The following is a 23,635-nucleotide window of genomic DNA, read 5'->3' as shown; positions in this document are numbered from 1 at the left end:
TTAGCCCACGACTTGATAGCCGCGCTTGGCAACCAAAGCCGAGTGCGGCTATCGTCGTCTGCGCAGCGCTTCGTTAGGCGAGGCTCCTGCACGAATACAGGCCACTGATCTCACGACGTCGAGAGACGCCCAAGGTTAGGACAGGTCCTCCCGGATTAAGGGTTGACCCAAAGTGGCTGTCGGCCGTCCGCGGTACGAACTACGTCGTGCAGTGCCAAAGCTCAACGTGGAGGCGACTTCCCAGCGAGAGCTGATTCAATTCACCTGCGCCGCAACAGTTTACACGCGCCCGACAACAGCCGGACGCATTTGCGAGGAGGTGACCGGTATGGACGACGTTCGAAGTAGGACGGCGGGTCCACTCCGCCCTGACATCGCCGACCCAGTGCCGCGCTAACTTCGACGTTCAGTCACCAATGCCCGGACGCGTCTACGCGTAGGCGGGCTCATCTGCCGTGCGTTGTTTCGTTATGCCCCAACAACATTCAATCGATACCTCGGCGGACACGGCTCACATTCCTCAGCCCCAGCACACCTCGACCTCGGGAGGTAACGACCAATGACCACATGGGATATCGCGCTACGTGTCGGCAGCGGCCTATTGTTCGGCGCGGCAATAGGATTCGAGCGTCAATGGCGGTCCAGGTCGGCCGGTCTGCGCACCAACGCACTCGTCAGCCTCGGCGCAGCCCTCTTCGTCGTGATGGGCGCGTACTCGTTCACCGGCCCCGACGCCGACCCCACTCGCGTTGCGGCACAGGTTGTTTCGGGTATCGGCTTCCTCGGCGCGGGCGTAATCATGAAACAGGGCTCGACCGTGTCGGGCCTCAACACCGCCGCTACGCTGTGGGCATCGGCTGCCGTAGGCGCCCTCGCCGGCGGCGGCATGTTCTGGGTGTCGTTGGCCGGCGCGCTCGCAATCATCGCGGCGAATATGGTTCTGCGGCCCCTCGGACGAGCGATGGACCGGCAGCATCGAGACAGTCGTGAGGATAGCCCGGCCGAGTACCAATTCGAGGTCCGCTGCCCGACCGACGCCGAAGCCGCGATCCGACGGTTGGTATTCGACGCCATCTCACGGCCCGACCTCACCGTTCAGTCGATCGCCGCGATCGACCTCCCCGACGACGAGGGCGTCCGGATCACGGTCACCGCGCTCGCCGACGAACGCAATGACCGCGAGATCGAAGCAGCGATCGCCGATGTGATCGTCGCACCCGCGGTAAGTGCCGTGCGATGGACCGTCATCGACCTATCCGCGGTCGACTGACGCGCAGGTGAGGCCGCCAGGATGTAAACGCGGTGTGGCGACATTCTCACAACGACATACCGAGCGGTTGCGAGATTCACGGTCAGTCCATGATCGCTGAATCATTACCCCACGTCAGGAGACATCATGTCAGCCACTCCGCCGCGCGAGATCACACTTCGTTTCCTCGCCGCACCGACCGATGCCACGACATTGGGCGGCGCGGTCCGCGGCGGGCGCCTGCTGTCGTGGATCGACAAAGCCGCCTACGCCTGCGCCGCCGCGTGGTCGGGCGGCTATTCGGTGACCGTCTACGTCGGCAACATCACCTTCACCCGTGGAATCGAGCCCGGCGACATCGTCGAAGTCACCGCATCGCTGGTGCACACCGGAACGTCGAGCATGCACATCGCCTGCACGGTGCGATCGGCCGATCCCTACACGGGCGTGTTCACGGTTGCCAGCGATTGCCTGGTTATCTTCGTGGCGATGGGTGAGGACAAGCGTCCACGTCCGGTGCGGCAGTGGGTGCCCGACAACGACACCGACCGCGCGACCGAAGCGTACGCGACATCGCGAATTCCGGTACGTAAGCGGATCGAATCCGCGATGTCGACAATGACCTATTCCGATGCCGGCACCGCTCCCCGATCTCAGACACGCTTTCTCGCCGCACCGACCGACGTCAACTGGGGCGGCAACGCCCACGGCGGACGAGTCATGGAATGGATGGACGAGTCCGCCTATCTCACCGCGGCGCGCTGGTGTGGTGGCCGCTGTGTGTCCGCGTATGTCGGCGGCATCCGGTTCTACGCACCCATCCACATCGGCGACGTCGTGGAGCTTGACGCCAGGCTGATTCACACCGGGAAGCAAACGATGCATATCTCGGTGCATGTGCGGGCCGGCGATCCGCATACCGGCGTACTGCGCGACTGCGCGCATTCACTCACGATCGTCGCGGCCGTCGACGCCGACGGCGACGCCACCGCGGTCCGACGTTGGGTTCCGGTCACCGACGAGGACATCGCTCTCGAAAGGCACGCACGTGACCTCGTCGCCCTCCGCGCGAAACTTCCCCGCCGTCCACTACACAGCCTGGTATCGGTGTAGGCCGAGCCCTACCTACCGACGGAGCGGTACGCCTGTGCCAATCGTTCGAACGCCGCCGCGACGTCGGTCAATGCGTCGCTGATCAGCGCGGCACCGGCCGAGTCGACCTCGGTGGAAGCATCGGGGATGACAGCGCGCCGCTCGGAAGCAAGCAACTCCATGCTCTCCCGGATTGTCGCGTCGATCCGATCGAATGTGTCCGCGCGGCGTAACTCCACCCCGTTGAGTTCTGGCGTCTGCACCCGCGCGGGTTGTGGCTGCGATGTGTCGGTCATCCGATGCCCACCGCGATAGTCGGGACTGCGGGGCACCGTCGTCGTGGCCGGAGTTGACGGCATCGCAGGCGGTTGCGATGCGGGCTCGGACTGTTGGTCCGCTGTTCGCGACGGAGCCGGCGCGTAGAAGTGCAGGCCGCCGTGCCCAGAGAACAATTCGCACGCGGCGCCGGTACGCCCATACACCGGGCACGGATCACGCTCGAGAAGTGAGTGCGGATACTCGCTGAAGTCGGTCCATTCCAGCCAGCGACGGCGGCTTGGTGCAGCGCCGCTATCACCGTCAGTCGCATGGTTGCCGTCATGCCCAGACGAGAGCCGGCACTGCAACGCCCAGTCTCTGCCGAGATACCCCACCGCGGCACGCTCGGACGCATTACAGATGACCGTTGACCAACAGCCTTCTACATTCATCAAGCCTCCCGGGCACATCTGCGCCACCGGGATACTCGTCAGAACCAGAACGGCAGCTACTTCATCGAGCCACCCTACCCGCCGAGACCCGCCGCCGCGTGCCTACCTGGCCACCGGAGGTCACCGAAGTTTTTTCTCTCGATGATCCAGAGGGTTCAGTTCACGGGCGATCGGTGTTATACCCTTGACGCCAGGTCATGAGCATCAGCGACAAGCCCCGGCTAGCTGATCAGCAACCCTCCTCCGCGGTGGGGTGCTCCGGGTGATGACCGGGTTGTGCGCCACGCATCGAGACGATGTGCGGCTTACGGCAAGCGCGGGTCCGAAGGTCGGACCCTCACAACGGGGCAATCCCCACCGACCGAGAAAGAGACGTCACCGAAAATGTCTGACACCCCTGACACCACTGTGGACGAAACCGCCAACTGGAGCTTCGAAACGAAGCAGATCCACGTCGGACAGTCGGCCGATGCCACCACCAACGCCCGCGCGCTGCCGATCTATCAGACCACCTCGTATGTCTTCAACGACACTCAGCACGCCGCGAACCTTTTCGGACTCGCCGAGCCGGGAAATATTTACACCCGCATCATGAACCCGACACAGGACGCCGTCGAGCAGCGCCTGGCCGCCCTCGAAGGAGGTGTCGCGGCGCTGCTCGTAGCTTCCGGCCAAGCCGCCGAGACCTACGCGATCCAGAACATCGTCGAGAACGGTGGTCACGTCGTCTCCAGTCCGCGGCTATACGGCGGTACATACAACCTCTTCCACTACACCCTGCCCAAGTTCGGCATCGAGGTGTCATTCGTTGACGACCCCGACGATCCGGTGTCATGGCAGGCCGCGGTCCGCCCAAATACGCGTGCCTTCTACGGAGAATCGATCTCTAACCCGAATATCGAGGTCCTCGACATCGCGGCCGTCGCCGACGTCGCACATCGCAACGGTGTACCACTGATCATCGACAACACCGTCGCCACGCCGTACCTGCTCAACCCACTGGCCCACGGCGCCGACATCGTCGTGCATTCGGCGACCAAGTACATCGGCGGCCACGGTACGGCCATCGGTGGTGTCATCATCGACGGTGGCACCTTCGACTGGCGTGGCCAGCGCGACGGCGTCGATTTGTTCCCCGGCTTCACCACGCCGGACCCGAGCTACCACGGTGTGGTCTTCGCCGATCTCGGCGCTCCCGCCTATGCACTCAAGGCACGCGTCCAACTGTTGCGTGACACCGGTGCGGCCATCTCGCCGTTCAACGCCTTCCTCCTTGCCCAAGGCTTGGAGACGTTGAGCCTGCGCGTCGAGCGCCACGTCGCGAACACCGAGAAGGTCGCGGCCTTCCTCACTGGCCACGACCAGGTCGTCACCGTCAACTACGCCGGTCTCGAATCGTCGAAGTACTACGAACTCGCAAAACGGCTGGCCCCCAAAGGGATTGGCGCGGTGATCAGCTTCGAACTATCCGGCGGCGTGGATGCCGGCAAGAAGTTCGTCGACGCCCTGACTCTGCACAGCCACGTCGCCAACATCGGCGACGTCCGCTCGCTGGTGATTCACCCGGCGTCAACCACGCACAGCCAGCTCACTCCCGAGGAGCAACTGGCCGCCGGTGTCACCCCCGGTTTGGTGCGACTCGCGGTCGGGATCGAGGGCATTGATGACATCATCGCCGACCTCGAACAGGGCTTCGCCGCGACCCAGTAGGCCCCGGCCACCACGGCTCTACCGAGAAAGACCACCGCTGTCAGTGAGTATCGACCTGCCCGCTGCCCCATTGGGGCACAACATATTCGACGATTGGGAAACGTCCGACGACGCCGTGTTACATAGCGTCAATGTTGGGACGATACCGCTCGACAACGGGTCGAAAATCGACGACGTGACCCTGGCGTTCCAGCGCTGGGGCACGTTGTCGCCGACACGGGACAATGTGGTGCTGGCACTGCACGCACTGACTGGCAATTCCCACGTCACCGGTCCGGCCAACGACGCTTTCCCGATGGCCGGCTGGTGGGATGGCCTGATCGGTCCGGGTTGCGCTGTGGACACCGACGAATGGTGTGTCATCGCGGCGAACGTCCTCGGCGGTTGTGACGGGTCAACGGGCCCCGGCAGCAGTCATCCCGCCGACGGGCTTGCCTATGGTTCCCGGTTTCCTCAACTCACCGTCGCCGACCAAGTGCGAGCGGAGGTCGCGCTGATGGACACACTTGACATCCCTTCGGTCGCAGCCGTTCTCGGCGGGTCGATGGGCGGCGCACGATCCCTCGAGTGGGCCGTCGCCTATCCCGGCCGAGTGCGCTCAGCGTTGGTACTCGCCGTCGGCGCGCGGGCGACCGCCGACCAAATCGGTACGCAGACAACACAAATCGCCGCGATCAAGGCCGATCCCGCGTGGCAAGGCGGTGATTACTACGGTACTTCAGATATACCCAGAGCAGGTTTAGGTATCGCCCGGCGTATCGCACATCTGTCCTACCGCGCGGAATCCGAACTCGACGAACGGTTCGGCAATCGTCCCCAAGGCGACGAACAGCCCCTGACGGGCGGACGCTATGCCGCCCAGAGCTACCTGGAACATCAGGCCGCCAAACTGGTGAACCGGTTCGATCCCGGCAGTTACGTGATCCTGTCCGAAGTGCTCAACCACCACGACGTCGGACGAAACAATGGTGGTATCGACGCCGCCCTCGCCCGCTGCAAGGTACCGGTAATCGTCGGTGGGATCGAATCCGATCGTCTCTACCCGATTCGACTACCGCAAGAACTCGCCGAAAAGTTGGGCAACTGCGTCGGCGGCCTGCAGACCATCGAGTCCGACAAAGGACACGACGGGTTTCTCACCGAATTCGACTCAATCGCCGAATTACTCAAGCGGACAATGGAACTCGCCCGACTTTGAGAGTTAGACCGACAGCTAACGCTGCGGAACCACCGCTGGCGGCGGGGTGCGAGGCGCGTACTGCGGCTGGTCGCTGTCTGCGGGCGCATTCTGCGGCCGCGGCGCGGGTGACGGTGACGGAAATAGCCCCGACGGAATCAGATAGGGCGGCAACGGAACTCCCGGCGGCACAAATGGCAACGACGGCGATGTCGTAGTTGACGTAGATGGACCACTGGTCGACGGTTTGGACGACGACTGTCCCGAACTACTCGACGACGGTCCGGTGGGCAGCGTCGTTGGCACCAGAGTCCGCGTCCGCACCGACGTCGTCGGATTCAATTGCGTTGTGGCCCAACCTGGTCCCGCCCCTGTGTTGGGAGCGTCGGGGGTCAGCGTTGCCTCGCCCTGCGGACCAAAGTCACCGGCCGCGGTGGTCCGTGTCGTCAGATTCGACGCGTCGCTGACAACTGGCGGACTGGGGTTGGATGGCACGAACGGACTTTCACTGCTGGTCAATGAACCACTGGCGTAGATCGACATCGCGATCACTCCAATGGATACCCCGACCACTATCAGCGGGGCAGTCGACAACCAGTCACGGTTGCGACGACCGCCGATCATCGTCAATTTCGTTATGCCAGAATCGGCTTCGCGAGCAGTCAGTGCCGCGCCGATAGCTGCGGCCAATTCCGGCGACGGCGCGGCCACGGCGGGAATGCCAGCCGCTTCACCCAGCCCCTCGACAACCTGTGGAATATTGGCGAGACCGCCGACGACTATTATCAACTGCGGCTCGGCTCCGCCACGCCCCACATATCGCGAAACCTCTTGTGCCGCTGCGGCAATCAGCGGCTGCGCCGCATTAGACACGTCATCTATACGCACTCGGACATGCCCTACGGATGGACGTTCCTCGGTACTGAAAAGTTCTTCCTTGGCGGTCCGGCACGCCGCGACCTGCTCGTCGGTAGGCCGTCTGAGCCATCCGTGTTCATCGGCGACAGTTGCCGCGATTCGCTTGTCGAGTTCCTGACCGGAGAGCGCTCCCGTACGCACCACATCGGTTGCGTCCTCAGCCCGCGGGGAGGTGGTGAACATCGTCATACCCGAGTCACCACAGTCGATGACCATTACTGACTCGTAGGAACCCAGCAGCCCCGTGCTGGACAGGTAACTAATAACGGCGAGATTTTCATCGACAACACGCACTCGTCGTCGGCGGCCGGTCCCCCGGTGCAATTCCGTGGACTCGTCGCTGCGCCGCACCGCGACACAGGTCGCCGGGGTGTCCGCGGCGTCTGCGCTCGCCGCCTGCATCACGTCGATGGCGGAGTTAACCCTGCTCGCCTGGTTCAGACCATCTTCAGGATCGACGTCGAGGACCCTGCTGTCGATGACACTCCGACCTGCCGGATCAAATCCGACTTTGGCCACGTGGATCATGCCGCGACCTGCTGACACGCCCAACGTCGCACTCACGTCGGCGTTATCGGTACGCAACTCGGGTGAACTGATGTCGATTAACCCATCGCTTTGCTTGGCTAAAAACTATTCGCACCCACTGTATACCAAAACGTTATCTTTACGACAGTGAGTGTGGCATAGGCCATCGGATCAATCAGTACCAAGCGCCGCGATCGACGAGGCCAACCAAAGCATCAACAGACCCATCGTTGCCATCGCTGAGACGTCGAATAGGCGGCCCCGCACCTGCAGCAACCCAATCCGGCCCACTGGGAGAAGGGCACGAAACGTCGCCCCAAGCAGGAGCGCTCCGCTGAATACCAACGCGCCTTTGCGCCAGAACCCAAACATAACCAAGATCGCGGCAACGCCGATGACGCCCAGGACGATGAAATACGGGATCTGAATGATGTATCTGCGCAACTGCCGGGCGCGGCGGATCCGATCGGTGCGATCGTCAAGTGTGGGTTGCTCGGCCATGATCGAAAGCCTCTATGCCTCGGCGAGCTGAGCTTGCGCGGCTTCGACGACATTGACTAGTAAGAACGCCCGAGTCAACGGGCCGACACCGCCGGGGTTCGGCGAGACATACCCGGCGACGTCCCACACATCGGGGGCCACGTCGCCAACAAGACCGGCATCGGTGCGGCTTACGCCAACGTCGATCACGGCGGCGCCGGGTTTAACCATGTCGGCGGTGATGAGATGTCCGACACCGGCAGCCGCGATGACGATATCCGCGCGACGCACCTCGGCAGCCAGGTCACGAGTCCCGGTGTGGCACAAGGTGACTGTCGCATTCTCGCTACGGCGGGTCAAGAGCAGGCCGATGGGGCGGCCGATAGTGACGCCGCGCCCGATGACGGTGACATGCGCGCCGTCGATCGGAATGTCGTAGCGGCGCAGCAGGTGAATCACACCGCGCGGCGTACATGGGAGCGTCGACTCCTTGCCGAGTACCAGCCGGCCGAGGTTGATCGGATGCAGACCGTCGGCGTCTTTTTCCGGCGCGATGCGTTCAAGCGCCGCATTCTCGTCCAGGTGTTTGGGGAGGGGCAGTTGGACGATGTAGCCGGTGCAGGCAGGGTCCGCGTTGAGCTCGTCGATCGCTTCCTCGAGCTGTTCCTGGGTGATGTCGGCGGGCAGATCCTTGCGAATCGACTCGACGCCGATCTTGGCGCAGTCGGCATGCTTCCCCTTGACATACGACTGCGATCCCGGATCGTCGCCGACGAGAATAGTTCCCAGACCAGGCACGATGCCGTGCTCGCGGAGTTTGTCGACGCGAGCCGAGAGGTCGGTGAAGATGTCGTCGCGGGTTGCTTTGCCGTCAAGTCGTATCGCCGTCACGGCTCCATTGTTTCATTAGACGGCCGCTGGTTCAGTCAGTGGTCGAATCGATCGAACGGGCAAATAGCTTTGGGACCGCTAGGCAGCGTCTTGTTGTGCGATGCATGAGGCGTCTGATCCCATTCACGAGTTGGCTTCGCCTTCCATCGTGACTCCCCCTGCTAGCCTGCATTTCCATGTTCCGCATCATGTTCTACCAGCCCTGCATCCCGCCCAACACGGGTAACGCGATCCGGTTGGCCGCCAATACTGGATGCGAACTGCATCTCATCGAGCCACTTGGCTTTCAGATCAACGACACTCAGGTGAAACGCGCGGGACTCGACTATCACGAGATGGCCGCCGTCACTGTCCATCCAGATCTGGGTGCCGCGTGGGAAAAGCTTGCACCGCAACGGGTTTACGCATTCACCGCGCACGCGACACGCTTCCACACCGACGTTTCCTATCGCCCCGGCGACGTATTGCTGTTCGGGCCAGAACCCACCGGGCTACCCGACGACGTCTTGAGCGATGAGCACATCACCGCGCAAATACGCATCCCAATGCTGCCCGACCGACGCTCACATAACCTCGCCAATTCGGCCAGCATCGCGATCTACGAAGCCTGGCGGCAGAACGAATTCGACGGCGCCGTTTAATATCTGGGGATTGGCACCGCTGGAAATGTCCCCGTGAGCGAGGCGGCCGGCGATATAGCGCCTGCGCCTCGTACGGGGACATTTCCAGTCGATGTCCGTCGATCGTCCGACATACTGGTGACTGAAGAACAGGCCGATTCCTAGCATGGGGGTTGTGCGAATCGATATTCACGCCCATTTGTGGTCAGAGGATTACCTATCTCTACTTGATCAGCACGGGCGAACCGGCACCGATGTCCATCGGGGCCTTGGGGCTACGGCCTCGGCCTCCGATCTAGCGGGCCGCTTCGGACTTATGGACGAGGCGGGCGTTGATCTACAAATCCTTTCTGCCACACCGGCTTCCCCGCATTTCGAGAGCGAAGCCGCTGCCGTGACGAGCGCGCGGTTCGTCAACGACGAGTACGCGAAACTCACCGAGGAGCATCCCGGACGATTCGGGGCACTGGCGTCGTTGCCGCTACCTCATATTTCGGCAGCGTTGGTCGAACTGAATCGGGCGCTCGACGATCTGGGCATGCACGGCGTGGCGATTACCACCTCGGTGCTCGGGCAATCCATCGCAGACCCTACCTTCGACCCGCTGTACGCGGAGTTGGATCGAAGGGGCGCAATACTTTTCGTACATCCCGCCGGTTGCGGCGCCCTATCCCCACTGATCACCGATCACTCGTTGACATGGTCGATCGGCGCGCCGATCGAGGACACCGTCGCGATCATGCACCTGATCTTGGCGGGTATCCCATCTCGGTATCCGAATATGAAGATTGTGACCTGCCACCTGGGCGGTGCGTTGCCGATGGTCTTGGAGCGGGCAAACCGGCAGATCATGGAGTGGGAGGCACCGGAGTGCCCAGAAGCGCCGAAAGATGCTGCCCGACGTATCTGGTTCGACACCGTCGGGCACGACCACGCACCCGCATTGCACGCCGCTGTCTCGACACTCGGCGCTGACCGGCTGCTGTTCGGTTCAGATTTCCCCTATCAGGGCGGCGCTCGATATGTGCGATCGGCGACGTATATCGAGGAGAATCTCTCGGCACAGGATGCGTCGATGATCCTGGACCAAACGGGCGCAAAACTCCTGGGCTGATTCACCAGCAGTCGTACGGCTCAATGCCAATCCCGCGACCGCGAGCCCACTTTCAGATCCAATCGCTGTAAGCGATCGGCCACCACCGTCACCGCCCCTTCGGCATTCTGGACCTTGCCACGCACCAACAACGCCGACGCCGAGCGCGCGAGTTCGGAATAGCGCGACCACAGCCCTACCGAACAGACCACGTTCACCATGCCCGTTTCGTCTTCGAGATTGATGAATGTCACCCCCGATGCCGTAGCCGGCCGCTGTCGATGCGTGACCGCTCCCCCGACGATGATCCTCGCTCCATCGGGCACCGACAGCAGCCGATCCGCGGCGACCACACCAAGAGCATCGAGCCGGGGTCGCAGGAATTGTGTCGGATAGCTCGACGGCGTCACTCCGATCGCCCAGACATCCGCACCGGCCAACTCGATGTCGGACATGCCGGGCAGCATCGGCGGCGTGGTGTCGGTTGCCGCAGCCAACGGCAATTGGTCGGGACGGTCCGCCGCCGCCGCGCCCGCCGCCCACAGCGCTTGGCGCCGAGTTCCGCCGAACCGGGTGAACGCCCCAGCGGTGGCCAGTGCCTCCAATTGCCGTTTGGTCAACCCCGCGCGATGGGAAAGGTCTGCGGCACTGACATATTCGCCTCCGACGTCACGTTCATCGACGATCTGCTGTGCCACCTCGTCGCCGATGCTGCGCACACTCGCCAATCCCAGCCGCACCTCGGTTCCATCGGATTCCAGTGTCGCCCAAGACAATGACTTGTTGATGTCGGGCCGGTGCACCGTCACCCCGTGCCGCCGCGCATCGGCGACCAACGACTGCGGCGAATAGAAGCCCATCGGCTGCGCACGCAGCAAAGCCGCGCAGAACGCCGCCGGATGATGCAACTTGAACCACGACGAGTAGAACACCAGTGAGGCGAAACTTTGCGAATGGCTTTCCGGGAAACCGAAATTCGCGAATGCGGATAGCTTCTCGAAAATGCGGTCGGCGAGTTCTCCGGTAATGCCGTGCAGTTGCGCCATTCCTTCGTAGAAGCGTTCCCGAAGCCGCTCCATCTTCTCCGGCGATCGTTTGGATCCCATCGCCCGACGCAGTTGATCAGCTTCGGCCGGATTGAATCCTGCGACGTCGACAGCCAGCTGCATCAACTGTTCCTGGAACAACGGCACCCCGAGTGTTCGTCCCAGCGCGTTTTCCATCGACGGGTGATCGCAGTTCGCCTTTTCATCACCGTTACGCCGCCGGATATATGGATGCACCGACCCGCCCTGAATCGGGCCGGGACGGATCAGCGCCACTTCGACGACTAGGTCATAGAAGCTGCGCGGCTTCAGCCGGGGCAGCGTCGCCATCTGTGCCCGCGATTCCACCTGGAACACGCCGACCGAGTCCGCTTTGCACAACATGTCGTAGACGGCTTCTTCGGTGAGGTCGATCTTCGCTAGATCCACCTCGATCCCTTTATATTCGGCGAGCAGGTCGATCGCGTAATGCAATGCCGAAAGCATACCGAGGCCGAGCAAATCGAATTTCACCAAACCTATTGCGGCACAGTCATCTTTATCCCACTGCAGCACGCTCCGATTCGGCATGCGCGCCCACTCGGTCGGACAGACGTCGGCGATCGGTCGATCGCAGATCACCATACCGCCGGAATGGATACCCAAATGCCTTGGCAACCCGGCTATTTCATCGGCAAGCCGTTTGACGTCGTCGGGCGCCTGCTCGGGAGCCTTGCTCCACGCATCCTGTTGTCCGGTGGCATATCCCAACGCACGAGCCATATCCCGGATGCAGGAGCGTCGGCGATAGGTGATCACATTGGCCACCTGCGCGCTGTAGCGCCGACCGTATTTCTGGTAGACGAACTGAATGGCTTCCTCACGACGATCGGACTCGATGTCGACGTCGATGTCGGGCGGACCATCACGCTCGGGCGACAGGAATCGCTCGAACAACAGGTTGTTGCCTACCGGATCTATTGACGTAATACCCAAGGCGTAACAGACCGCCGAGTTGGCCGCACTGCCCCGCCCCTGGCACAGGATGTCGTTGCGGCGGCAAAAACTGACGATATCGTGCACCACCAGGAAGTAACCGGGAAAATTCAGCGACTCGATGATCGCCAATTCATGTTCGATCTGCTTGTACGCCTTGGGATTCGACGGCTGAGCCCCGTACCGGCGCACCGCACCTTCCATCGTCAACTCCCGCAGCCAAGTGGCCTCGGTATACCCCTCGGGGACGTCGAAGGGTGGCAATTGCGGTGCGATCAAACCCAATTCGAAGGAACAGTCATCGGCTAGGTCAACAGCGTTGGCGATAGCTTCGGGGTGCGCGGCGAGCAACCGAGCCATCTCGTCGCCACTACGCAGATGCGCACCACCTACCGCGGGCAGCCAGCCGGCGATGGTGTCCACATCGGTTCGCGCACGTACCGCCGCCATCGCCATCGCCAACCTGCGACAATGCGGACCGGAGAAATGCGCTCCGGTGGTGGCGACCGTCGATACTCTCGACGCCGCGGCGAGTGTCGCCAGCGCCGCGTTGCGTTCATCGTCGTCGGGTTGGCCATAAGCGGTTAGCTCGACGACGACGTTGTCGGGACCAAAGCGATCAACCAACTCCCCCAACGCTTTACCGGCCGCGAGCGGTCCGCCGCGATCCAACGCCCGACGCACTGCCCCTTTACGGCAGCCAGTGAGAATCAGCCATTGCCCGGCCGCGGCATCTGACAGACCGTCGACGTCGTAGCGCAGAATCCCCTTCTCGCCGCCGACCATATGCGCGTCGGCGATAGTGCGCGACAACCGCCGATAGCCTTCATCCCCGCGGGCCAGCACCAGTAAATGTTCGCCGGACGGATCATTCACCCCAGTCCGGACCGCATCACGTTCTAACGATAGTTCCGCTCCGAACACCGTCGGCATACCGAGTTCCCGGGCAGCCTCGGCGAACCGGACGATGCCATAGAAGCCGTCGTGGTCGGTCAGCGCGAGGGCTTTGAGATCCAGGCGCTGTGCCTCTTCGACCATCGCTTCGGGCATCGACGCCCCGTCGAGGAAACTATAGGCACTATGTGCGTGCAGTTCCGCATACGGCACCGTCGAGGTAACGCGCTTGATCGACTCATCTGCGTGATACGCCTCGCGCTTACGAGACCAGGCGGGGCCGTCGCCGCCGTCGGGAACGCCGTCGTCGGCTAACCTGCCAGGCTCACCCTCTTTGGGCTGCGGATAAGGCGGCGCGAACGTCTCCCCGGGCCGCCCGCCCGCTGGCGCGCGACCGGAGAGCACCCGCTCCATCTCCGACCAGGTCGGAGGTCCGTTATGCCAGCCCACATGGCAAGTGTATCGAACATACATTCGGATGGATGTGTGAGTGATACATCCGGCTCAAGTCATCTCCCACGCCGCCGAGCGCGCAATGGGCGACACTCTCATCGACCGCTGAGGTTGCACAGGCAATCGCATCACGCGGCCACGAGTTCAAGCCTTGCTTACGCTGGTTCGTCGCGACTGTCGCCGGCTTAGTCTGCGCACAAAGGGTTTGCGAAAACGCTTGTGCGTGGCTTCTTCACGCGCCGGGGTGCGCGCTCGGTCTGTTCGCGCAGCCTTGCGGTCGGCCCACGCTGCCACCGTTGCTTCGATGTCCCGTGGCATGGTGATCAGTGGCGGCCCTGATGGCAGTTGGAGGCGAGCGTGTCTCACCCGCTCGTTGAACTGCTCAATTTCGTGTCGAACAGCCTTCTCGTTCGGCAACTGATCGAGCTGCTGGTCTAGGGCGGCGTCGTCCTTGCGTAACTGAATCGACGGCGGGAGGAAGACGATCCCCTCACGTTTCATGAACCTCTTGAGCCACCAATCTGGGTCATCGGCATCAGACAGGTCCAGTGGCTTGCCGCTGCCGGGCAGGTCGTCGAAATCACCGCGTTCGATCGCTTTGCGGATATGCATGTCGGCAAGCAGCGCGATCGCCGTTTCGGCGCCGAATGCGAAGGCGGCAGGGTTGCAGAACCTGAGGGGCAGTTGGTGCTCAGGCATCATCGGCACTCCAACTCGGAGATATTTCTTAGGTCATATGTATTATGTCACGTGTATTGGAAAGGCGATAGGGTGCCGAAGCAGGTTGATCACCACCAGCGACGTGAATCGATCGCTCATGCCCTGTGGTGCGTCGTTGACCAGCACGGTTGGGAGCGAGCGACCATGCGCGAGGTCGCCCGCGAGGCGAAAGTTTCCCTGGGCCAGCTGCAGCATTATTTTTCCTCACGCGCCGAGATGTTGGCCTTCGCGATGGAGTTCGCCTCGAACCAGACATCTCGCCGAATCGCGCGCCGCCTGACCTCGCTCGATCAACCCCCGCATCCTCGTGACGTATTGCGAGTAGTCCTCACCGAGATGCTTCCTCTGCAACCCGACTCCCGTGCCACCAGCCGTATGAACGCGGCGTACGTGCTCGAAGCCATGCACGACCCATCATTGCGTCACCAGGTGAGCCTCGGGCTGCGAGATGGCCGCGCGATGGTCGAAAGCCTCATCCGGGAGGCGATGAGCCAGGGACACATTCGTAACGACTGCGATCCGGTCATCGAAACAGACCTCGTGCTCGCGTTGACCGGCCTAGCCCCCCTTCTCGAACTCAACGTTATCGAACCGCCAGCAGCCTGGGCAGCCATTGACCGGCATCTCGACCGACTTTTCGGCCCCGCGTCATGACCGCCGCGGGTGTAAGAGCTGGCGGATCGCACGAGTTGGTTGTCCCGACAGGTCACCGACGAACGAACATGCACTGTGATCACAGATCCGGACCAGCTCTCGGCGATGCGTTTGCCGTTCAGCTTTCAACCCGCCACGCCCCGCCACCGCCCGCCGGCGTGCTGGTCAGAACTATCAGCACCTCGGGGCGCCATCAGCCGGTTCAAGTTCGGCGTTGATTAGTTGCCGGAGTGATGTGTTCGAACAGCCCAGGCTGTATGCGAGTTCGCACGCCGCGCGTCCAGGGTTCATCGACGTCGTCAACATCCAACGCCGCGACGTTGTTGAGCAGCATCCCAAACGCGAGAAACGATTTCACAGTGACAGGTTCCAAACCAGTCGCATCAGCGACCACGTCCCACATATGAGCCATCCGCGCTCGCACGAGTTCACGAACATCCGGATCCGAACAGGCCGCGAAACCTTGCAGTTGCAGCAAGAGCGTCGTGCGCTTCACCAGCGACGCATGGTAACGCGATCCCATCATCTCCAGTGCCGCAAGACCTTTGGCATCCCCGGCGGCCTGCCGCATCCCCTCGCTGAAGTAGTCGAACGCGCTACCAACGACCTCCAGGAACAGCGCCTTCTTGGTGCCGAACATACGGAAAATGTATGCCTGAGTGATTCCCGCTTCACGCGCGATCGCGTCGGTCGACGCACCATGTAGTCCATGTTTCGCGAATTCGCGCCCAGCAATCTCCAAGACTTGCGCGCGTCGCTGCGAACCGCTCATCCGTGCCGACATAGTGATCAGCCTATCAGTTATTTGTTAGTAGTTAGTAACTAGTAACTGCTAGGGTCGAGCAATGAGCGACGACATATGGGCCAGCCTGGTTAACCGCTTCGCCGACGAGGCTTACGCCACCGTGAAGGGCCTAGTGCGCACCTATGTGATCCATCAACATCTGCTAGAACATCTACCTCCCCCGCCAGCTTCTTTGCTCGATGTTGGCGGTGGCGCCGGTCATCAATCGTTCCCATTGGCACAAGCCGGGTATGACGTGACCCTGTTGGATTCATCGGCGGCGATGCTGGAAAAGGCGCAGCAACGGCTCGATTCCCTGCCGGACGAAGCCCGCCGACGAATCACTCTCCTCCACGGCGACGGCGCGCGCGCCAGCCAAGTCGTCCAGAACCGGCAATTCGACGGCGTCCTATGTCATGGCGTTCTTGGATATCTCGATCAACCCGAACCTTTTATCGATCAGCTCTGCGCGTGCGCTGCCGATGGTGGCGTCGTATCGATCATGACAAGCAATGCGCATGCCACGGCTGTACTTCCCGCACTCAAGCAGCAGTGGGACGACGCACTTTCCGCATTCGATACTCGATCTGGACTCGGCGTCTTGGGCCTGCCCGGCCACACCGACACCCCAGAAGAGCTCGGTGAACTTCTGCGGGCCCGCGGGGTTCCGCCCGTACGTTGGTATGGGACATGGCTTTTCGTCGATTGGCTAGATTTCACCGGTGTGGAGTTGGACCCAGCCGACTCGGCCCGCGTCGCCAAGACAGCGGCGGTCGAGCTGGAAGCGAGCAAGCGAGACCCTTATCGCCAACTCAGTCGCGCGTTTCACATCGTCGGCCGCAAGCAATCGGCCTGACGCCCCTTCGGGCAATCCCCTTCTCCGTCGAACAAGTCTGGTTACAAGACAAGCGCCCTCGATCCAACTAACGTCTAACCGTGGCCTTCCCCTCACAGTCTGACGACTCACTTGTCGCCACCCTGCGCGCCGCGGGATGTATCTTCGCCGAAGAAGAGGCAACCATCCTGCGCGCCCACGCCCGCTCCGACGGCGAGTTGGCAAGGATGCTCGAACGTCGTTGCGCCGGTGAGCCTTTGGAGTACATCGTCGAACGGGCTGAGTTTCACGGACTGCGAATCGAAGTCACTCCCGGAGTCTTCATTCCGCGCCGTCGCACCGAATTCCTTGCCGACCAAGCCATCTCGCTCACCCCCGACGACGCCGCTGTGGTGGATATGTGTTGCGGAGCCGGCGCCATCGGCGCGGCCGTGGCCGCGGCTAAGCCAGGCGCACATATCTACGCGGTCGACATCGACCCGCGAGCAACGGCATGTGCACGACGCAATCTGGCACACGCCGCCGCGTCGGTCTACGTCGGCGACCTATTCACTCCGCTGCCGGCGGTATTGCGGGGACGTGTCGACGTCGTCGTCGCCAATGTGCCCTACGTGCCGCATGGCGAGATCGAACTCCTGCCGGCCGAGGCCCGCGATTACGAGCCGATCACCACTCTCGACGGCGGCCCCGACGGGTTGCGGGTCGCGGCGCGGGTCGTCGACGCCGCGCGCGGCTGGCTCCATCCCGACGGCCACATCCTCTTTGAGGTCAGCGACCAGCAAGCGGAGACGGCTGCCGCGATTCTGGGCTCGACCGGCTTCCGGGCGCGCATCGTCGACGACTATGAGCTGGGCGCGACCGTGGCTATCGGGTCCCGGTAACCGCGACCCGCCGAATATTTTCCTCCCCGCAAAGCGTTGCTATGCGGCGATGTAAGTGTCACTCTGAGTAACAGATGTTTGCGCCTTCGCGCCGACTTGCCCGTGACAAACCTGGAGAAACCCTTATGACCAGCTATTTCATCACCGGTGGCAGCGGATTCATCGGCCGCCGCGTCATAGCTCGTATCCTCAACACCGACCCCGACGCCCAGATTTTCGCTTTGGTCCGCGAATCATCGGTAAGCCGATTCAGTGAGCTGATCAACTCTGATCGAGTCATCCCGGTGGTCGGAGATTTGACGGCGCCACGGCTCGGGCTCGATGACTTCGACAGCCCCATCGACCATGTCATCCACCTCGCCGCCATCTACGACATGACCGCGGACGCCGATTCCCAGCAGCGCGCCAACGTCGAGGGAACGCAACGCGTCATCGACTTCGCACTGGCCCGCGGCGCGATGTTGCATCACATTTCGTCTATCGCAGTGGCCGGTGACTTCGCCGGAGTATTCACCGAAGACGATTTCGCGAAAGGACAGGGGTTCCCGTCGCCGTATCACCGGACGAAATTCGAGTCCGAGCGACTCGTCCGGGAACAGCCTGGTCTGTCGTGGCGGGTATACCGACCGTCGGTTGTCGTAGGTGATTCACGTACCGGTGAGATGGACAAGGTCGACGGCCCGTATTACTTCTTCGGCCAGTTGGGATTACTCCGCTACGTGCCGTCGTGGCTGCCGTTGCCGATGGCCGACCTGGGCCGGACGAATATGGTGCCGGTCGACTACGTCTCCGACGCCATCGTCGCGTTGCTCGGTTACCAGCCCGATAAATCGGGTCTGACTTTTCATCTCAGCGACCCCAAGCGACGTTCGATCACCGGGATGTACAACGCCCTGGCTCCGGCATTCAATGGCCCGCGCGGGCGCAACGTGATCCCTTATCGCGTCACCGATGCGGCGATGACTCTGTCGCGGGTGGGACCGCTGGGGATTGGACGGAATTTGGTCGCCAAGCAGCAGGGCATTCCGCCGATTGTGTTGGACACCTTGGCATTTCGTGTCGACTTTATCGCCGACGCCAGTGTCGCCGTATTGCGCGGACTGGGTGTCGAGCTGCCTGATCTCACCGAGTACGGCCACCGGCTGTGGACCTACTGGGCCGCCAATCTTGATCCCGCTCGGCATCGGCGGATCGATCGGCGCGGTGAATTGGTCGGTAAGAATGTTCTGATTACCGGCGGCTCCTCCGGCATCGGCAAAGCAACGGCACGGATGTGCGTGCAGCGCGGTGCCAATGTCATCATCGTCGCGCGCAACGACGATGATCTTGCCGCGGCCACCGCCAAATTGAATTCGACCGAAACCAAGGCGGGAATTCCGCCGGGTCGGGTGTCGTCCTACCGCTGCGACATCACCGACGAACACGATGTCACGGCACTGGTGAAGACCGTTCTCGCTGAACACGGCCATGTCGACGTACTGGTCAACAACGCTGGCCGTTCCATTCGGCGATCCACTATTCACTCGGTCGACCGGCCACACGACTACCAGCGCACGATGGCGGTCAACTACTTCGGCGCGGTGTATCTGACGCTCGCCTTACTGCCGCATATGATCGCGCGCCAGAGTGGGCATGTCGTCAACGTCACCTCGATCGCCGTGCAGACACATGGTCCGCGATTCGGTGCATACGCGGCGTCGAAGGCCGCGCTGGAAGCCTTCAGCGACTCGACCGCAGCCGAAACCCTTTCCAGCCACGTCACTTTCACCAATGTGCGACTTCCACTGACCCGAACCAGGATGATCGCCCCGACCGAGGCATACGGTGCTGCCCCGGGCGTATGGAGTGCGGACAAGGCCGCGAGCCGCGTACTGCGCGGCATCGTGAAACGACCGCGTCGAATCAGTTCGTCCTTGGGACATCTGGTCGACTTCGGCCATCACTTCACACCTCGGTTGACGAACCGGCTACTCCATCAGGAATATCTCTTGGTCGGCGAATCACAGGCAGCGAAAGGCTGACCGCTCGCAAACCCCACACTTCCGGTCATTTCCAACACTTTTAGGTGTTGGGAATGACCGATGGTGTGGGGTTTGCGGTGCGCGCGGATCACTCGTAGACCCCCTCCACCCACCAGCGCCCCGACCGGTACAACAGCAACAATGCCCGCGAATCATCCAGCAGCACTTGGGCTCTCGCTTGTACGGCATCGTCGGAATCTAGCCCCGATGGCCACGGCCCAGCCCACCAACTCACCTCGTAGGTGTGTTTGTTCAGTCGAAGTTGCGTCGGTTCGGCACTGAACGCACCACGCGGGGTGACCGTAACCGAATCAGCTTCGGCGTCAACGAGATACACCTGAACGTCGGTGAGAGTCACAGCTGGCGCCGGCTGCGGCAACTGTCCGGGCCACGGAGCCGCGGGGTCGAACGTAGGACGCAGCTCGTCGCCGAGCGAAATCATGGTCACCTGCTCCGCTGGACCACGGCCACCACTACGGACCGGGAGCCGCACCGAATCTCCACCGAGTAGCCCCTGCACCCGCGCCAGCGCGCGCCTGGCCCGCTCGACCACTTCTCGATCTCCGGTGAACTCGTATTGCAGCGCGCCGGCAGATACCACCTCAACCGGCTCCAAGATGATTGTCGCGATCGGCGAATCGGGTCTTTCGATACCTCCGCCGCGCCCCGCCGCTGCGGTCAACCAACCCTCCAACTGCCACCGGATCCGATCCGCGGTGGCATCGGCGGTCAACGGTTGCGCACATCGCCATATTCTCGAATGTTCCTGTCCGCGTTCAGTTACCGCGTGCACCGCAAGGCGGGTACAGGCAACCGCCGCCGCCGACAATCCCCGATGGAGTTCATCGGCCAATCGACGCCCGAGAAAAGCCGCGACATCGATCCGCTCAATCGGCGGATCGCAACTGTGCTCGACGGTCAGATCGGCTGGCAATGACTGACCCGACGGCGGCCTTGACGGGTTGGCCCGCGCTTGCCGATGCGCGAGCACCGCATCGTCGTCGAATCGAGTAGCCACATCGGTCGATGTCAACGCCGCGAAAGCACCGATGGTGCGAATTCCCAAGTGCCACAGTAACTCTACCAATTCACCGCGCCGCTCCCCGCACAGACTCGGTTCGATCATCAGCTCGCCAATCGGCCGCCCGGCGAGAAAGTCCGCGTCGCCGTCGGCTGGCACAAAGATCCCCTGCCGGGCGGCCAGCACCGCGGTGAACATCTCGTCGGCCACGCCGACCGACGATTCAACCCCCAGCGCCGACACCGCATCGACGAGCGCTTCGGCGAGCACCTCAACCGAGCCGAAGTAGCGCACGCCGGCCGAAATCGGCAGCACACACAGTCCGGGCCGCAGCACCTCGACATTCGGCACGAGCTGAGCCACCGCCGCGACCACCGGCTCGAAGAGTCGGCCGTCACGGTGCACGTCGTCGGTGGCGACATGCAGTTGCGGGCAATTGGCCTGGGCCTGCCTCTTACTCATGCCGCGCCGCACCCCCTGGCGTCGGGCCGATGCCGAACACGCGGCCACCCGATTGGCTCGCAACACCGCGATCGGTTCATGGGGAGCCAGATCGGATTCGGCGCCAGCCGCGGCAGCCGGCCAATCCGGTGCCCATAGCGCCAGGATCCGACGGCTCGGTTCGGTGATCGGGCCAGCAGGCGATGCCTGCACCTGAGCTGAGCCGGCCATCAGTTCGCCACCGCCAGCGACATCGCCAAAGACTGCTCGACCACACTGAGCCGAACCGAGCCGTCGCCGCCATCGCCTGGGCGGCAATCGATTTCAGAGATCATCGGACGTTGTCCCCGACCTTCGACACAGACCTGTAATCGCCACCCGAGAATCCTGCCGTAGCCGGTCACTCGTAGTCCTTCTTGCCGCACTGCCGGGGTTTGCTGATAAGCCACCACCCGAGTACTCAGTCGCAGTTGCGCGCCCGGCCAGCGCCCGCCGGTCACTATCAGCACCGCCGACTGCTTCCGCGCTCGTCCAGCAAGCACTTTCGCCCGCGCCGGCGGCACCGCCACACCACCGAGTCCAAGCACCACGAGGTCCATACCATCGAGCAGAATGCCACCGATCTCCACGGGATCTGGCCCAGGATCGTCAACTACCGCAATACCTGACAGGTCAGCACCCATTTGGACCGCCGACAACATGCTCAACTGCGGCATGCCAACCACCGCGACCTGTCCGCCCGCACCGCTGACCGCGGCGATTAGTGCGACGACCATCGACCGAGCACCCTCGACTGTCACCACCGACCCGCGCGCAATCCCATTGTGCGGCAACAGTTCAGCTAAAGCTCGCGGCACGGCGAGCAATTCGACCGGCCGCTCATCGGCACTACCCGCATTACGTTGCCCGGCCCGCCCGGACAACGCTGCCATCTGCTTACGCAAGACACTAAGATCAACATCGGCCCGGTCACCCACGGCGTATCCTCCACCTCGGGGGCCGGGAAGTTGCCCACATCGATAATCGAACTTTTGTTCGATAACGCAAGCGTAGGGCTGGGGTATGACATCGGTCAACCGGGCAGGTCAGAGCGCACAGGTAGAAGCGCGGCAGTGAAGACAACACCCGAGGCGACGGCGACTGCCCACACGAAACCGGAGTTGCCAAATGCGCTGGCCACCGCGCCCAGCACCGCGACCCCCACGCCGCTACCCACGGCGAAAGCGATCTCTTGCAATGCGCCGACATGCGAAAGTTGCGAGGTGGGAGTGGCATCGAAAAGCATTGCCGCACAGAGTGTCCCGACTATACCGAAACCTAGCCCAATTAGCGCCAAGCCCAATACGTAGTAGTTCAGGCTGGCGACAATACCGAGGCCTGCGGCTTGAGCCATAAGTGACAGAGCCGTCGTACGGCCGCGAGAAAGTACGCGAGACAGAATCGGCGCCACACCACCTCCCACAGCAATAGCCGCCGCCTGCGATATCAACGTCACGCCGACACTGGCGGGACTCATTCCGACTGAGTCCTGGAGATGGACACTAACCAAGTAGATACTCGCCGCCGACGCGCCCGCCGATACGAGCAGTTGAACAAACGCCACGCCGAACCCCGGCCTAGCGAACAGATCGACAGCCACCAACGGATGGGGCATCCTTCTTTGCTTTCGGACGAACCCCACGAGCAGGACGACCCCTACCCCAGTTATCGCAATGCCAGCAATTGCCTGCGTGGTAGTGCGTTGAACACCGAACACGATCGCCCCCAACGCGACAGCTGAGGTGAGAACACTCGCTAGATCCCAACTCTCGCTTCGTGATTCCCGCGTTTCTGGCACCAACCACAAGGTCAAACCAAACCCCACAGCGGCGATGGGCACACAAACTAAAAAGATCGCCTGCCAACCGACGCGCTGAGTGAGCACCCCGCCTAATCCCGGTCCGACCGCATTCGCGACCCCGAATGTCGCCACCCACAGACCGTTCGCCACGGTTCGAGCACGCCCGCGATACAGGACGGCAATGGTCGATACGACATTTGCCACGATCAGCGCGCCACCAATACCGAGCAGAGCCCTTGCGCCGATCAATACCAACGGATTCGGCGACACCGCGGCCACGACGTTCATCACCGCATACCCACCCAATCCATTGAGCAACATGGCCTTTCGCCCGAAACGATCACCCGCTCGTGCCGCGACGACGATACTCACCGCCAGCGCAAGTGGGTACACGTGAACGATCGACGCGCGTGCCGCTTGCCCGACACCCAGATCGGCAACGATGCGCGGCAGAGCAGTGTTGACCATGCTCACCGCCAAGCTGCCAGCCAGGATCGCCACTAAAAGCGGCATCATCGCGCCCCAGCGGCGCCGCGTATAGATTCGCTCGCCTGACTCACATTCAATAGCCACGCTCCGAGCATGAGCGCTATCTACATGTA

20 protein-coding genes and 2 riboswitches are annotated in these 23,635 nt (G+C 62.4%); of the genes, 10 read left to right on the top strand and 10 right to left on the bottom strand.

All coding sequences use genetic code 11. From position 1 onward, the window contains the following. Positions 1-62: 62 nt before the first annotated feature. Positions 63-239, top strand: a riboswitch (M-box (ykoK) riboswitch). A 320-nt stretch (positions 240-559) separates the two neighbouring features. Continuing rightward, positions 560-1,270 carry an MgtC/SapB family protein gene (locus GOEFS_RS16580; RefSeq protein ID WP_007319093.1) on the top strand — a complete coding sequence of 237 codons (711 nt, stop codon included), beginning with the start codon at positions 560-562 and terminating at the stop codon, positions 1,268-1,270. Between the two features lie 126 nt (positions 1,271-1,396). After that, a complete protein-coding gene (locus GOEFS_RS16575) occupies positions 1,397-2,362 on the top strand; it encodes an acyl-CoA thioesterase (protein WP_007319092.1) in 966 nt (321 codons plus the stop codon). 8 nt (positions 2,363-2,370) lie between these two features. On the opposite strand, the gene GOEFS_RS22585 is transcribed toward GOEFS_RS16575, so the two are convergent. Beyond that, positions 2,371-3,051 (bottom strand): hypothetical protein, encoded by a 681-nt coding sequence (locus GOEFS_RS22585; protein ID WP_007319091.1) that lies wholly within the window; start codon positions 3,049-3,051, stop codon positions 2,371-2,373. 193 nt (positions 3,052-3,244) lie between these two features. Next, positions 3,245-3,374, top strand: a riboswitch (SAM riboswitch). Positions 3,375-3,435: 61 nt separating this feature from the next. Here GOEFS_RS22585 and GOEFS_RS16565 point away from each other — a divergent pair. Both GOEFS_RS16565 and metX read left to right on the top strand, forming a co-directional pair. Next, on the top strand, positions 3,436-4,761 hold the full coding sequence (locus GOEFS_RS16565; protein ID WP_007319090.1) for a bifunctional o-acetylhomoserine/o-acetylserine sulfhydrylase: 1,326 nt from the start codon (positions 3,436-3,438) through the stop codon (positions 4,759-4,761). 82 nt (positions 4,762-4,843) lie between these two features. Continuing rightward, complete coding sequence (gene metX, locus GOEFS_RS16560) at positions 4,844-5,959, top strand: homoserine O-acetyltransferase MetX (RefSeq protein WP_245549880.1); 1,116 nt, start codon at positions 4,844-4,846, stop codon at positions 5,957-5,959. Positions 5,960-5,974: 15 nt separating this feature from the next. On the opposite strand, the gene GOEFS_RS16555 is transcribed toward metX, so the two are convergent. The 3 genes from GOEFS_RS16555 to GOEFS_RS16545 all read right to left on the bottom strand — a co-directional run bounded on the left by GOEFS_RS16555 (position 5,975) and on the right by GOEFS_RS16545 (position 8,755). Continuing rightward, positions 5,975-7,441 carry a YML083C domain-containing protein gene (locus GOEFS_RS16555; protein WP_050949938.1) on the bottom strand — a complete coding sequence of 489 codons (1,467 nt, stop codon included), beginning with the start codon at positions 7,439-7,441 and terminating at the stop codon, positions 5,975-5,977. Between the two features lie 114 nt (positions 7,442-7,555). Next, entirely contained in the window at positions 7,556-7,885 is a 330-nt protein-coding gene (locus GOEFS_RS16550; RefSeq protein WP_007319087.1) for a DUF3017 domain-containing protein, read from the bottom strand. Between the two features lie 12 nt (positions 7,886-7,897). Beyond that, entirely contained in the window at positions 7,898-8,755 is an 858-nt protein-coding gene (locus GOEFS_RS16545; protein WP_007319086.1) for a bifunctional methylenetetrahydrofolate dehydrogenase/methenyltetrahydrofolate cyclohydrolase, read from the bottom strand. Positions 8,756-8,931: 176 nt separating this feature from the next. Here GOEFS_RS16545 and GOEFS_RS16540 point away from each other — a divergent pair, with 176 nt between their 5' ends. Beyond that, entirely contained in the window at positions 8,932-9,396 is a 465-nt protein-coding gene (locus GOEFS_RS16540) for a tRNA (cytidine(34)-2'-O)-methyltransferase (RefSeq protein ID WP_007319085.1), read from the top strand. Between the two features lie 154 nt (positions 9,397-9,550). Continuing rightward, the gene (locus GOEFS_RS16535) at positions 9,551-10,489 is read left to right on the top strand and encodes an amidohydrolase family protein (protein WP_040525326.1); all 939 of its coding nucleotides are present in this window, start codon (positions 9,551-9,553) and stop codon (positions 10,487-10,489) included. 20 nt (positions 10,490-10,509) lie between these two features. On the opposite strand, the gene GOEFS_RS16530 is transcribed toward GOEFS_RS16535, so the two are convergent. Both GOEFS_RS16530 and GOEFS_RS16525 read right to left on the bottom strand, forming a co-directional pair. Continuing rightward, positions 10,510-13,833, bottom strand: coding sequence for an error-prone DNA polymerase (locus GOEFS_RS16530; RefSeq protein WP_007319083.1), 3,324 nt, complete (start codon positions 13,831-13,833; stop codon positions 10,510-10,512). Positions 13,834-13,980: 147 nt separating this feature from the next. After that, positions 13,981-14,535, bottom strand: coding sequence for a DnaJ family domain-containing protein (locus tag GOEFS_RS16525; RefSeq protein ID WP_050949942.1), 555 nt, complete (start codon positions 14,533-14,535; stop codon positions 13,981-13,983). A gap of 72 nt (positions 14,536-14,607) precedes the next feature. On the opposite strand from GOEFS_RS16525, the gene GOEFS_RS16520 reads away from it, so the two are divergent. Then, positions 14,608-15,210, top strand: coding sequence for a TetR/AcrR family transcriptional regulator (locus GOEFS_RS16520; RefSeq protein ID WP_040525307.1), 603 nt, complete (start codon positions 14,608-14,610; stop codon positions 15,208-15,210). A gap of 202 nt (positions 15,211-15,412) precedes the next feature. Here the strand turns inward: GOEFS_RS16520 and GOEFS_RS16515 are convergent, their stop codons facing one another. Beyond that, on the bottom strand, positions 15,413-15,994 hold the full coding sequence (locus GOEFS_RS16515) for a TetR/AcrR family transcriptional regulator (RefSeq protein ID WP_007319079.1): 582 nt from the start codon (positions 15,992-15,994) through the stop codon (positions 15,413-15,415). A 61-nt stretch (positions 15,995-16,055) separates the two neighbouring features. On the opposite strand from GOEFS_RS16515, the gene GOEFS_RS16510 reads away from it, so the two are divergent. From GOEFS_RS16510 to GOEFS_RS16500, 3 genes are all read left to right on the top strand, one after another. Further along, positions 16,056-16,850, top strand: coding sequence for a class I SAM-dependent methyltransferase (locus GOEFS_RS16510; RefSeq protein ID WP_007319078.1), 795 nt, complete (start codon positions 16,056-16,058; stop codon positions 16,848-16,850). 80 nt (positions 16,851-16,930) lie between these two features. Next, positions 16,931-17,710: a putative protein N(5)-glutamine methyltransferase gene (locus GOEFS_RS16505; RefSeq protein ID WP_007319077.1), complete on the top strand. Its 780-nt coding sequence runs from the start codon at positions 16,931-16,933 to the stop codon at positions 17,708-17,710. A 125-nt stretch (positions 17,711-17,835) separates the two neighbouring features. Then, complete coding sequence (locus tag GOEFS_RS16500) at positions 17,836-19,731, top strand: SDR family oxidoreductase (protein ID WP_007319076.1); 1,896 nt, start codon at positions 17,836-17,838, stop codon at positions 19,729-19,731. Positions 19,732-19,819: 88 nt separating this feature from the next. Here the strand turns inward: GOEFS_RS16500 and GOEFS_RS16495 are convergent, their stop codons facing one another. The 3 genes from GOEFS_RS16495 to GOEFS_RS16485 all read right to left on the bottom strand — a co-directional run bounded on the left by GOEFS_RS16495 (position 19,820) and on the right by GOEFS_RS16485 (position 23,606). Next, positions 19,820-21,424: a DNA polymerase Y family protein gene (locus GOEFS_RS16495; protein ID WP_007319075.1), complete on the bottom strand. Its 1,605-nt coding sequence runs from the start codon at positions 21,422-21,424 to the stop codon at positions 19,820-19,822. After that, positions 21,424-22,170 (bottom strand): DnaE2-dependent mutagenesis accessory factor ImuA', encoded by a 747-nt coding sequence (gene imuA' / locus GOEFS_RS16490; RefSeq protein WP_007319074.1) that lies wholly within the window; start codon positions 22,168-22,170, stop codon positions 21,424-21,426. The genes GOEFS_RS16495 and imuA' overlap by 1 nt, the downstream gene beginning before the upstream one ends. A 95-nt stretch (positions 22,171-22,265) precedes the next feature. Continuing rightward, on the bottom strand, positions 22,266-23,606 hold the full coding sequence (locus GOEFS_RS16485; protein ID WP_138918042.1) for an MFS transporter: 1,341 nt from the start codon (positions 23,604-23,606) through the stop codon (positions 22,266-22,268). Positions 23,607-23,635 lie beyond the last annotated feature (29 nt).

This window comes from Gordonia effusa NBRC 100432 (assembly GCF_000241305.1).
Taxonomy (GTDB): domain Bacteria; phylum Actinomycetota; class Actinomycetes; order Mycobacteriales; family Mycobacteriaceae; genus Gordonia; species Gordonia effusa.
This window is presented reverse-complemented; position numbering and strand designations above follow the sequence as displayed.